This window comes from Rhodococcus globerulus, assembly GCF_019334125.1.
In the GTDB taxonomy this organism is placed as follows: domain Bacteria; phylum Actinomycetota; class Actinomycetes; order Mycobacteriales; family Mycobacteriaceae; genus Rhodococcus_F; species Rhodococcus_F globerula.
Genome location: NZ_CP079698.1, coordinates 2,661,392 through 2,673,818, shown reverse-complemented (window position 1 = coordinate 2,673,818; position 12,427 = coordinate 2,661,392). Strand labels below are relative to the sequence as shown.

Here is a 12,427-nt window from a genome sequence, read left to right as displayed (position 1 = left end):
ATCCGGGCTGGCGATCACCAGATTGACATCTCAGGTGGTGAGGCAGCGTGGCTGCGGGCGGGTGACGCGGTCACGATGACAGCCGCAGATCGTGGGCCGGCGCAAGTATTCGCCGGGTCGACACCCGGTTAGAGGTATCTCACCAGCCATTACTTGCAGTGTCGGCAGTGCGGCTCAGGATCTTTATCGTGGAGTCTTCGCGTCGGGAAAGCTCCGCCAATAGTTCTTGCGTGCTGAGCTCCGACGTTGGTAGCCCGTCGGGCGAGGCCTCTTCGACTGTCAAGTACTCCGCCGCGATCAGGATCTCCCGGATGGGTGCATTGAAGACGCGACTAGCCAGGCGCATCGTCTCCTGGGTGGGCGGGCGCTTCGATCCGAGCCACCGTTTCAACTCGGACGGTCGGATCTGTAGCGCACGCGCAGCATCGGAGATGTCTTGGTCAGGGCGAAGTTCTAGTTGACGCTCGACCCATCGAGAGAAACCGCTCATATCGGACATATTGCCTGAGTGTGGGTCCGTGCACCAGTGGGTGTTGCGATTGTTTGTGTGACATAGTCGGTTGCGCGACAGCTCGGCAACATTTTCGGGCCGACTGCGCATTCGGCTAGTTACAAAACCGCAAGTCCGGAGACCTTTGGCTCGAGCTCCAATGCGGGGTACATAGTGAGTGTTTCTGGGGCGGTTGGTCGTGCGGGTTTCGAGCCTTTTGGACCACCCGACGCGGTAGTTGGAGTGAGACGATTCCTGGGTGACGAAAAGCTCTCGATCTGGACGAAAATTCTTGCGCATCGATCCCCGCATTGATCCCACTGGCCGGTTGGAAACTCTGCTTGTTAGCGGACTGTGCATCTTTGCCGTAGTTGCGGTCGCATGCGGTCTTCTCTACGACCAAAGTCGTTGGGGCTGAGCTCGTGCAGGCGGACTGACCGTCGTCGGGACGAAAGGCCTACGCTTCGCGGACCTAAGAAATGGCATATGAAACTATTCTTCAATGTCGAAACACCAGAGACAGAAGGTTAAGCGCCGGGTTAGACGTGTAGATCCTGTAGATCAACTGACGAATCGACTGGTCATTGCTCTGTGTATCTTCACCGTGTTTGCAGTTATCTGGGGAATCCTCTACGACAAAGGTCGCATGGTCGGGCCTGTAGGTTCGGGCATCACTTCGCTGCCGGTTGCCATCGCGTGACTTACGTCCCCCGTTCTGCCTGGACGTAGATATTCGTTGTATAAACGGCTGATGCGGAATCACAGCTGACCAGCTGGCTGGCATGGAACCTGCACCGTGCTGATCAAGCGCATATCTGGTCTTGTGTTCGAGGTCGTAGAGCCGCAATGCGCGGGGCATCTGAAATTGTTCTGCGAGGTGACGAAATCGAGGGTGGGCCAGATGTGCATTGGCCTCACGCCGGGAGACCGCGAGCGTGGTCGAAGTCGAATAACCTGTATTGGACATAGTTCCAATCAAACGTGATGCTCAATGTCGACCCCGAGAAAGACTCTCATCGCGGGAACCCATGAAAACAGAAATTAGTTGTGGGCCTGCATTCGCATTAGCCGAGATCAGTATCCCTGCGGGCGGATCAGTCCGCGTCGAAGCAGGAGCAATGGCAGATGATGCGAGGCGACGTCTCCATCACCACGTCGACCCGAGGAGGCTTCTTGAAAGGTCTCCGCCGCTCGCTCGGTGGGTCAAGCTTCTTCGTCAACGACTTCAGCAGCGAGCGCGGTGGTGTCGTCGGCGTCGCCGGCGCACTGCCGGGCGACATAGTCGAAACTACTATCGACGAAGGGACCGCGCTCCTCGTCCAATCCGGCTGCTGGCTGGCATCCGATGCAACCATCGACGTCGACTCGAAATGGGGCGGCAGCAAGGGATTCTTCAGCGGAGCCGGCCTTGTTCTGTTGCGGTGCAGCGGAACAGGCGAGATCCTGCTCTCCAGTTACGGTGCCATCCGGCCGGTGACACTCACCGTGGAGGAAACCATGACACTCGACTCCGGTCACGTCGTCGCGTTCGACGAATCCGTCCAATACCGCATCCGCAAGGCCGGCGGTTGGAAGTCGATGATCCCCGGCGGCGAGGGCATAGTCACCGAATTCACCGGACCAGGCCGAGTCTGGATGCAAACCCGCAGCGCAACAGATCTCGTCGACTGGCTTCGTACACGACTGCCGTCGACCAGCACCAACACAAAACACCAACAACAGCTGAGCGCGACGCGACCACCGGTTACTGCTACTACCAGACGCATGACAACCGAGTGCGCAGTTGAAACCCGGCAGATTTCTGAGCTGAAAATTGAGCCGCAACGCTCGATGAGGCCAGACAACAATGTTCCCGATACTCCACCAGTGGCTTGCAAATTGTCGCTTATTGACTGACTGATGTCACTGAGGTGCCTACCCGCCAACAGATGCTCCTGAACAGGGGTGATCGGTTCCCCGTCCACATTAAGCACACATATCGGAAACCACGTGTTGGCTTCGAAATCAATTGATAGTCCATTGGAGATGAAGTCAGTGGTGTGCTGGATGCTGAACTCCAACGGACGAACAACGACGCTCCGTCGAGGTTCCGCGAGTAGGCGCTCGAAGGGGTTGAAACTCCTCCCGACCGACGTGCGGCAGTGACTGCGTAACGAATCTTCCGACGCCACGGCGGGTGACGATCAAATTGCCTTCCTCCAGACGCATTTGCGCCTCGCGCACCACAGTGCGGCTGGCACCGAGGAAGGTGCCTAGTTCAGTTTCCTTTGGTAGGGATAGCCCGCCACCAGGTCAGGTCGGCCGGGCAACGGCGCGCATGCAGGTCGGCCGGACAACGGTGCGAATAGTATTGGCCGGCGCAGTCACGCGAATCTCTCGCGGCCACACCTCGTTTTCGCACATCCAGAGAACGGCCGGGCGGGTGGTGTCATCCCCGCCAATGTCTTGATCCAAAGAGAGTTTCTCCACCCCGCCCTGTTCAAGGCGAGCGATAGCCTCGGCGCTCGTCTTGGCCCACTCCGATCTATCCGGCGTGTGCGCAAATCGCCGACCCAGAGGTTCATTGCGCATCCCTCCGTGGCCGTCGACTTGATTTACTTGTGAACATTCTGGGCGGATGGTCACCGAGACCAGAGACCTTAGTCTCGGCTGCGTACCTCGCGAACAAACCGGACAGCATGAGATGATTCCGAGAATGTGGAAACGGATAGGCGCTGCATTTGAACGCCTGGTAGGCGACTCGGCCGATGCGGTGTATGGAATCCCCGTCGACCGTGAGTATCAGTGCCAGCACGACCACCCGGCGGAGGACCGATGCCTCATCGTGGTTCCGCCGAATCAGGGGTACCGCGAAGCCGGCATGTGCTTCTGCTCCGCCGAGCATGCGGTCGCGGACCAAGAAGACTCAATCATGTAGTTGGCTCTGACTGCCAGAAATTAGGAGCCCTCATGGGTAAGGAAACACTTGAGCTGCTGAGCAGTACCCGCGGCGCGATATTGATGACCGCCGCCGCTGCACTGTTTGTGTGGTTCACGCTGCCACGCAAAGCGGACGCACTCCCTCGTCGGATTGTTCTCTTCATCGGGGCGTTCACGTTCGGCTCGCTCATCGGCACAAACTTCGGCTTAATCATTCAGATCCTCGCACTGGTCGGCGCATTCGCTGAATGGATCGCCACTCCCAAAGCGTTGCGCCGTGGCGGTGTTGTTGTTGGCTGGGCTGCCGCAGTCATCGGATTCTGGGCGCTGCTGATGTTCCATCCGAACGTTCCCGACTTCAACACTGCGCTACTCGGATTCCGTAAAACCGTGCTGGCTTTCGCTGGCCTCGCACTCGGCTGTGCCATGCGCCCTCAGTGGATTCCGAAGCTGGAAATTCTCATCATCCGATTTACGGCTGCCGCCGTAGCTGTTTCCATTGCGTCAAACTTCTTCTTCCCCGCACTCTCGTCTTCGATTCTCCGAGCTGCCGGGCGCTACACCGCCGTCTACGAGGGCCAGGACCGGTTGCAGGGGATCTATGCTGGACCGTTCCACGCCGCAGCCGCTGGCCTACTACTGGTCGGCTGGGCGATTGTTCGTTGGAATCTGCATCGCCGAACCGCGATCATCGTGGGCACGCTCGGCATGGTGTGCATGTACTTCACCTACGTCCGTAGCGCTTACGTCACGCTCGGCCTGATGATCCTCGTTGCCTTGCTGATGGCACCGCACTTGAAGGTAGTGACGAGGCGATTCGCCTGGGCCGGAATGATCGCGCTCGTCGGGTATGTCGCCCTCGTATGGAGCGGTGACGAGGCAGTGCTCGGCACTGTGGGATCCATCAGCGAGTTCTCCACAGACAATCGATTCCTCGATCGCATCCCCTCGTGGGAAGAAGCATTCACGCTATTCAATGACTCGATCTTCTATGGGTGGGGCGCTGGATCTGCCGGCGACACGATGAGCGATGCGTTTGTTGGCGGCGTCCACGTCACTCCACACAACATGTTGTTGAAGTTCGCTGTCGAGGGCGGGCTTATCGGGCTACTTCTCATTGCAGGGCTTGTTGGTGCTGTGGTCCGTCGCATTGACCGCACCTCGGACCAGGCCCGACTAGGTGCCGTATCCGCGATGGTCATCATCGGAATGGGTCTCACCATCTCGTCAATCGACATGCTGCCGATTACCTACTTCGCGATGGTGCTCCTCGGCCTTGGGTTGATCGAGAAGCGCCAGGCGAAATCAGATAAGAAGAAGGCTCGCAACCATAGCGTCCACGGCGGCGGTGACCTCGTCGTCGCTATGGGCCTTCCGTAACGTCAACAGCGGCAATCTCGGCGTTCGCCCGGTCGGAGGTGTCACTCGCGTTGACGCCCAACCGAAGCCGTGGCTGAGCCGACGCTGTCAACTGTCCCACTGCCGTAGTGCCATTGGTGGCGAGCGAACCATCTGCCCCTGCGAAGCGAGCCGCCACAATCAAACAGTCGCCGATCGCGCCGAACACGCCAGTGTCCAGCTCGTTCGAAGAGAGCCCCGACGCGTTCATCACAGTCGCGCTGGTTGATGTGTAGATGCGGTGATACGTCGTTGAATGGCCCGAGATGATGTTCTGCCCTGTGCCGGTGGTGGACAGGAACTGAAGATCGTCACGCGGGTCGCTGCGGTCAGCGCGAGGGAATCCGCAGACGTTCGACATTGATTTCGTGGTGGCCGAATCGAAGACCACTGTCTTGTGCCCCTGAAATCCGTTGACGTGCAGATCCGGCGTGATCGGTGTCGGCGTGAACGTGAGTCCAGCCACGGACCCCGCACGACTCACTCACGTGTTCACCGCAGCGCCCTCGGTACCGGCAATGTCGTCACCCCGGAACGAAGCCACCAGCGAGGCAGCCAGATTCGGCCTACCTGGGAACCAGTTCATCGACGCGATAGCCGCCTTGATGATGGTGTCCAACAGGTTGTTTCCGGCAGTGTTGAGATGCAACCCGTCGCTCGCCACATATTCGGGCAGAAGTGAGCCATTCGGCGAGAATACCGAATGCAGATCGACGTACCGCCATCCCAGTGCCGCCTTTATCGCGGCGTTGTACTTCTTGATCTTCGCGACCACGTCGGGTCCTGCGCCAACATCCGCATAGTGCCCCATGATGACCATAGGACCGCAAGAAATTCGCAGCGTCAATCGTCCACTGAATTGCCTTGTTGTTTTTGCAGAAGTTCCCCACCAGTGGGCTGTAGCGGTAGATCGAGTATGTCGGAATGAACTCTGTGCCGACTGCCAGCGAGAAAGCTGTCCCGGTTGCGTCCGGGGTGAATGTGTATCCAGCGGCCAGCGTTGGTCTTCGACAAGACTCCGGGGCGTTCCGGGTGGCCAGCGAAATGCCCGTGGTAGCTAACCGACGCATAGGTCAGCGATGACATGTTCGATGACGAGACCACGATTGTCCCCGATGCCGGGATCGTGACAAAGCCGCCCGTCTTCAAATGGCGAGATCCCAAGCGCGCAAGATGTGCGCACCTGACTGTCCAGATCCCCAGCCGTCGACCAGCGTTGTGCCCTTGCTCGTCGCCAAGGTGGTTGCTCGGGCTTTTGAGTCGATCCGCGCCTTATCGTTCAGCGATTACTTGAGACACACCTCTACTCGAAGTGGTGCGATCCCGATTCGAAAATGTGGGCATCCCGGAGAGGATCGTATGATAACCGGGAACCTTCCTCCTGCATAAAACGGGACCAAATACCATTGCTTCTGTCCAACTCATGCCACACTTGCGGGTATGTGGTGGATTACCGAAATTGTCGCTGGATGGATTACAGCTGGCGCGTTTCTAGCGGTTTGGCTCGGTCGTGCCATCAATCACGCCGAATTGGCAGAACACAACGGCCTCGCAGTGAGCGAGTCTGATCAGCGCCACTAGGCGCAATAGCTGCACAGGCGATGTGCCGCGCAAACCGTCCTAGCGTATTGAACAGTGAGTTCGTCCTTGGTGCGCACTGCGTGGTTGGGCAGGCGGGCGAAGGTGGATTGCGTCACTTCACTCGTGATCATGATGCATGTTGTTGCAGTCGGTACGCCATGGAATGTAGTGAATCCGCTCTGGCTGCAAGGTAACTGAGGACGATACTGAACGCGAGGCGGCGGATCCGAGCGCTGCAAGGCAATGCAACGGTTATCGGCTATCTGGAAACTGATTGAGCCACAAGCCTTTCGCGGATGCGTCGTAAGTCGCTACTTGGACACTTGTACGAGAGTTTGTGTTCGAGAGTATCGAATCGAGAACTCGACACAGTGTGGGGCGGAATTGCCTCTGGCTACGCGGCGGTTGAAGTCTCGAAGGTGAAGAGTGCCTTGCCTCTCCGAAGCGTGGCCACTTCGCTTGCCCTTGGATCGTGAGCTAGTCGAATAGTGCGGTGCCCGAACATTTTTAGTGAATTCCGACATCTGGGCGGTCGTGTAACGCGAAGAAGGCGTGCGATTGCGAGACTGGCGCGTTGTGCCGTGCGCTCGAATCGGAACTGACGCATATACGAGGTATAGGCAAGCTCTTGATAGTTGTCTTGGACTGTAAGTCGCGGCCATGAATTCGGGGCGGAGTTGTGCTCGGGCCAAGGTGACGATTGTAGCGTCTGGTGCCAGTCGGGATTGGTATCGAGGGATTGCGAAAGGATAGCAATAACGCAATTCCTGTGCAGCGTCAGTGAACTCGCTGTGAATCTACATGCCGTCCAGGTTGCTGGGACGTTTGGCATATCCCTTCGTGACCTAGCGCCTAGTCGGCGCAGTTAGGTAAATCTCATTGTCCGGGATAATTAGCCACCGTACCAATTGGCGGTTATGGTCTGTTTGTTGAAATTAATCCGATCATGTGATCGTTGGGGTGGGACGGTCGTAACTCTTCTGCCTTGAAGCATCGTTCATGTTTCGTGAGATCGATCCCGAGGAGAGTTGTAGATGGTCCCCAGTTTCACCGGGCTGCGAGGCAATCTGATGATGACGACGGCGGTTGCTATCTGCATGGTCTTTGCGTCCAACACAATTGCCGGGGCACAGGTGGTCGAGAATGCTGCTGAGTCCAATGCCGCGGCGAACGTCGGCGCGATCTCTCTCAAGGAGCTTGGCCGGGGAACTGATGTAGTGTTCGCGGCGAATGACGAGCCGCTGACTGTTTCGCTACCGGTACCCGACGGCCTCACTGCAACTGCTCTCATCGGGACCGTCACGGCACCTATCGATTTCAGCCGAGGGTGGATCGAAGTGAGTGCTGATGGCCGCCCAGTCTCGCGGGTGGAATTTGATGCTGCTCAAGTTGGCCAAGGACTGCCGATTTCGATACCGCTTGCCGGTCTGAATGTTATCGATCGAAGCATCGCCGTTTCGATGATCGGGCATCTCGTTCCCGTCGACGATCGTTGCTACGACAGAAGCAACTACCAACCACTCGCGCTGCGAAACACGTCGATCGTCTACGACGGCACCGAAGCGCAGCCGTCGACGGTCTCGAACTTCTTTCCGCCGATTCTGCGTAAAGCCACGATCTATCTCGCGAACAATACGTCACAGGCACAACAGACCGCCGCACTGCTTCTCAGCACATCGATTGTGAATCGCTATGGCAGTCAACCAGACGCAGTGGTTCTCGCCGAGCTACCTGCCGGGCAGTCGCTCCCAGGCAGCGTTCCCGGTCTGTTCGAGCGGAACATTCTGGTTGGTGCCGAGGGTGAGGGCGGAATTGACCTCGTCGCCGGACCCAGTGGATACCCTGTCCTGCGTTTGGCCGGTGACGACAGATCGCTTGTCCCGCAGGTTAATCTGCTCGCGGCAAACTTCAATGGTTTCTGGGCCGCAAGCCAGGCACTGACGGCATCGGCCAAGGCCGTCGCGGAAATCTCTCGCGACGTTGTTCCTGTCGGCGACTTACGACTCGGTTCTTTGACGTCGTCAGGGCTCGAGCACGTCCAGGTTGAGGTGCCGTTCACCCAGTCTCAATTGGGCCGAGCAATGAAGAACGTGACCGTGCGCATGATCGGTACCTATGTTCCGATGCCGAGTACACGAAGCGCTCAGTTGTCGTTCAGCGTGGGGGATCAGCGTCTCGACAGTCGGGCAGTGGATAACAGTGGTCGCTTCGACATCGAATTCACGATCCCTGACGAGTTGGTGACGCGGGAGATGAACGTGACGGCAGCGCTGGATGTGTCCGGCGATTTTCAATGTGGGAGCAGCAACGGATCGACGCTGACGATTGATCCGGAAAGCACGATCAGCTCAAACGTCGCTGAACCGGCAAATCCCGGGGGCTTCCAGTCATTGCCACAGTCGATGCTGCCGATCGTAGAAGTGGGGACCACGCGCGGAGATTTTGCCGATACTGTTCGGGCGCAACGTGTTCTGGTTCAGATGCAGCGGCTGAGCTACTTGCCGTTGCAGCCGCGAGTTCAGTCGTTTGTCGATGCGGCTTCCAGTCCGTTGCCGGCGGTGCTGGTCGCTGCAGACGGAAAGCTCCCGGATGGCGTGGATCTCGACCTGCCGATGGAAACCGCCGATCAAGGCTTGCTGCGGTTGCGCGGTCTTCAGTTCAATGCGCCATACGGCAGCATGCAGGTTGCGGTGGTTCCAAACCACGAAATCGTTGTTGTTACCTCTAACGGTGACGCAGTAGATGTCGACAAAATGCTGAACTGGCTGGAAGGTGATCCGGCACGGTTCGGAAGGCTGGCTGGTGATGTCCTTGTTGCTCCTCGCGACGTCGATCCATTCGACATCAGCGTCAAACTTGCACCGGTAAGTGGGGCGAAAACCAGCGACGACGATAGCGGCATCAGCTCCACCACAATCGGTTTGATCGCAGCAGGCACCGCAGCACTGGTAGTTATTTCTGTGGGTGGCGTGCTGTTCTTCAGGCGCCGTTCACAATGATTGTCGCCGCACCAGCGGAATCACGAACGCTGGACGCTGCTGGTCCCATTGAGGAAGAACGTCAACGACTGCCGTGGGGGGTCTATACCGCGGTGGCCGTGGTGTACATCGTCCTTGGCGTGTGGCTGAACGCGGAGATCAAATTCATCTTCACCGATGCAATGAGTCGGGTTGCTGCAGTATCTGCAATGTTGTGGAGTCGCGATCCGCACTTTGCAGCAATCGGGTTCGTCTTCACTCCATTAACCGCAGTTGCACAGATTCCGCTGGGTCTGTTGGGGAACTGGTTTCCGGAGTTGTTGCGCTGGAACATCACTGCATCTGTGACGTCGGCGCTTTTCATGGCCGGAGCGGTCATGCAGATTCGAGGTATTGCACGTGATCGTGGGTGCGCTCGATGGGTGACGATCGTGGTCACTGTGTTGTTTGCTCTCAATCCCATGATTCTCATGTACGCGGCCAACGGCATGAGTGAGGCGCTGTATCTCTTCTTCGTCATCTGGGCTGTTCGCCGCCTCATCAGATGGATGCGCAACGACGACGCGCATGAGCTGATCGCAGCCGGTTTGGCGCTCGCACTGGCCTATCTGACCCGGTACGACGCCCTTGCGCCTATGTTCGTTGCGGTGGTGCTCGTGTTCGTGGTCAGTTGGTTGAGATTTCCGAAGACTGACACCGACGATAAGTTTCATCGGTCGTGGGCAGCTGCGATTGACGCGACCGTTGTGTTGCTTCCGGGGCTCATCGCATTTCTTGCCTGGTCTGCCTCGAGCTGGTTGATCACAGGGCAAGCGTTTCAACAGTTTTCGTCGGTGTACGGCAACAGTGCGATTATCGAGCAGGCCGGTGGAGCTGCCGATACACCGCTGACCCGGATGATGTTCTCGCTGACGGAGATAGCGGTACTCGGGCCGGCGTTCCCGGTGCTAGCGGCCGCGGCAATTGTCTTGGCGTGGCGGCGGCGCGATCCCGAAGTAATCGTTCCGATTGTGCTGTTCGGCTCAGTGCTCGGCGCACAGACCCTGCTCTACATGATGGGCTCGACGTTTCCGTTTCTGCGCTTCTATCTTGCTGTCGTCCCGCTGTGTTTTGTGTTGGCAGTGTTGATCTCACCACGCGAGCTGCCCGTTGTGTCGCGTAGGCCTGGGCGTGCCGCCAGTCCCGAGTTGGTCCGGGATCAGCCGAAATACTCCGGTCCGTCGATCATGCTCGTTGTTGCGCTGGTACTACTGCTCGGGTCAACTGCGGTCACCTTTGTCGCAATGGGAAGTCCGCGACTGGCGTCCTTGGAACACTCGCTTGCGAGTGTCGTCATCCCAGGCCGCCAGGATGCCGCCGAACAGGCGATTCTGCGGACCTTCGGAGCAGAACGCAGGATTGCCGACTATCTCGACGACCTCGATCTGCCTGATGGATCGGTGCTGACCGATACGGTCTTGGCCTTCGGTGTCATCACTGCGTCTGATAATCCGAAACAGTTTGTGATTACCTCCGACACCGATTTCGTGAAGATATTGAATAATCCGTCGGAGTCCGGAGTTGAGTACATATTGACCGTTCCCAACGAGGAGCGCGGAGTGGCTGACGCCGTTAATCGACGGTATCCGACCATGTACGAAACAGGCTCCGGTGGAATTGGTGCGTTGGTCATCGAAGTGGAGAACGATGGGGGAACGGTACCGCCAAACTGGCGGCTGTATCGGCTGACGGGCAATAAGCAAGAGGGAGGCTAAAACTCCGGATTTATGGGACACTTTGGACGCGGGGGGATGCTGCGTTCGAGCGATGGGTAAACATGTCTCCGAGAGTGAATAAAATGAAACCTCCAACGTCTGTGTGGCGTCGAGTGGCCGCAGTTCTTGTCAGTGCCGCTACCGTTCTCACCGTGAGTGGCGTGGCCGCACGCACGGTGGATGCGGCCCCGCAACCGGGAGCCCGCGTTACCGCCACCGTCGATGGATTGAAGCTCGACGGACAAGATTGGTGGCCAACAGGATTCAATGCCTATCAGCTCGCCACAGATTGGGGGGTGAACTGGGGTTGCGGTGCGATGGTCGATCTCGACGACTATTTTGGATCGCTGCCGGCAAAGTCTCTGACGCGTTTCAATCTGTTTCAGGCTTTGGCGATCAACAAGTTCACGGGTGAGCTGGATTTTGGACCTATGGACGCGGTGTTCGCCGCAGCTGAGGATCACAACCAGATGATCCTGCCCGTCCTCTCGCCGCAGGACGGAGCGTGCGAAGACGAAAATTTCAAGGAACGTAGCTGGTACGTAGATGGTTGGAAAGACTTCGACGCCAACGCTGCGAAGTCGCTGATCAGCTTTCAGGACTGGATGCATATAGCAGTTGCCAGGTGGAAAGACTCTCCGTCGCTGGCGGCGTGGGAATTGGTGGGAGAACCTGAACCGAGCCTATGCACCGACACGGCGTGCAATTGGTGGACCAGGACGTGCCCGTCCGACACAGCGCAGATTCTGCGCTCGTTCTACGACGCGGCTGGTGCAGAAGTGCGGGCGCTCGATCCCAAGACCTTGATTACGGCTGGGCTTCTCGGCGGCGGCCAATGTGGCACCGGCGGTGACGATTACCAGTACGTCAGCGAGTCGCCCTACGTCGACGTTGTTCAGTACCACGATTACGGCGCTGATGGTGTTGCTCTTCCCGGTGACCAGTGGAATGGACTGGCGCGTCGCATTACCCAGGCCACTGCGGCAGGAAAACCGCTGTTGGTGGCCGAAATCGGTGAATTGGCCGGTAGCTGTGAGCCTCTCGCAACTCGGGCGACACACATCGGCGACAAGATTGCGGGTCAGAAGACAGCCGGCACCGCCGGGGCGTTGCTGTGGGCCTTTGTGCCGGATCCTCGTCCGACGGAATGCACCATGGATATCGGTTACGACGACCCGCTATATGGAGTTGTCGCGGCTGAAGCCGAATGGGGCTGAGAAGCTCCGAATTCTAATAGTGCCCCTGGGACTAAGGTCCCAGGGGCACTAGTTCTTTCGGCGGCTTTTTGGGGAATTGTGTAGCTTCCT

9 protein-coding genes and 1 pseudogene are annotated in these 12,427 nt (G+C 58.0%); 5 read left to right on the top strand and 5 right to left on the bottom strand.

The window, feature by feature from the left end; all coding sequences use genetic code 11:
* Window positions 1–139: 139 nt before the first annotated feature.
* A complete protein-coding gene (locus KYT97_RS12045; protein WP_245006086.1) occupies window positions 140–490 on the bottom strand; it encodes a helix-turn-helix domain-containing protein in 351 nt (116 codons plus the stop codon).
* A 1,083-nt stretch (window positions 491–1,573) separates the two neighbouring features.
* Here KYT97_RS12045 and KYT97_RS12040 point away from each other — a divergent pair.
* Window positions 1,574–2,386, top strand: coding sequence for a TIGR00266 family protein (locus KYT97_RS12040; protein ID WP_280639084.1), 813 nt, complete (start codon window positions 1,574–1,576; stop codon window positions 2,384–2,386).
* A 135-nt stretch (window positions 2,387–2,521) separates the two neighbouring features.
* Here the strand turns inward: KYT97_RS12040 and KYT97_RS31260 are convergent.
* Both KYT97_RS31260 and KYT97_RS31170 read right to left on the bottom strand, forming a co-directional pair.
* Window positions 2,522–2,755, bottom strand: a pseudogene (locus tag KYT97_RS31260) (GntR family transcriptional regulator); the annotation flags it as partial.
* 27 nt (window positions 2,756–2,782) lie between these two features.
* Window positions 2,783–3,061: a cyclic-phosphate processing receiver domain-containing protein gene (locus KYT97_RS31170; protein WP_342393911.1), complete on the bottom strand. Its 279-nt coding sequence runs from the start codon at window positions 3,059–3,061 to the stop codon at window positions 2,783–2,785.
* 378 nt (window positions 3,062–3,439) lie between these two features.
* On the opposite strand from KYT97_RS31170, the gene KYT97_RS12030 reads away from it, so the two are divergent.
* The gene (locus KYT97_RS12030; RefSeq protein WP_219112347.1) at window positions 3,440–4,789 is read left to right on the top strand and encodes an O-antigen ligase family protein; all 1,350 of its coding nucleotides are present in this window, start codon (window positions 3,440–3,442) and stop codon (window positions 4,787–4,789) included.
* Here the strand turns inward: KYT97_RS12030 and KYT97_RS12025 are convergent.
* Entirely contained in the window at window positions 4,773–5,273 is a 501-nt protein-coding gene (locus KYT97_RS12025; protein ID WP_219112345.1) for a hypothetical protein, read from the bottom strand. The two genes, KYT97_RS12030 and KYT97_RS12025, sit on opposite strands and share 17 nt — an antisense overlap.
* An 18-nt stretch (window positions 5,274–5,291) precedes the next feature.
* Window positions 5,292–5,618: an SGNH/GDSL hydrolase family protein gene (locus tag KYT97_RS12020; RefSeq protein WP_219112344.1), complete on the bottom strand. Its 327-nt coding sequence runs from the start codon at window positions 5,616–5,618 to the stop codon at window positions 5,292–5,294.
* Between the two features lie 1,804 nt (window positions 5,619–7,422).
* On the opposite strand from KYT97_RS12020, the gene KYT97_RS12015 reads away from it, so the two are divergent.
* The 3 genes from KYT97_RS12015 (at window position 7,423) to KYT97_RS12005 (ending at window position 12,337) form a co-directional block, all read left to right on the top strand.
* Window positions 7,423–9,387, top strand: coding sequence for a hypothetical protein (locus KYT97_RS12015; RefSeq protein WP_219112343.1), 1,965 nt, complete (start codon window positions 7,423–7,425; stop codon window positions 9,385–9,387).
* Window positions 9,384–11,120, top strand: a complete 1,737-nt coding sequence (locus tag KYT97_RS12010) for an ABC transporter (protein WP_245006085.1) — start codon at window positions 9,384–9,386, stop codon at window positions 11,118–11,120. The genes KYT97_RS12015 and KYT97_RS12010 overlap by 4 nt, the downstream gene beginning before the upstream one ends.
* A gap of 83 nt (window positions 11,121–11,203) precedes the next feature.
* The gene (locus KYT97_RS12005; RefSeq protein ID WP_051730636.1) at window positions 11,204–12,337 is read left to right on the top strand and encodes a cellulase family glycosylhydrolase; all 1,134 of its coding nucleotides are present in this window, start codon (window positions 11,204–11,206) and stop codon (window positions 12,335–12,337) included.
* Window positions 12,338–12,427: the final 90 nt, after the last annotated feature.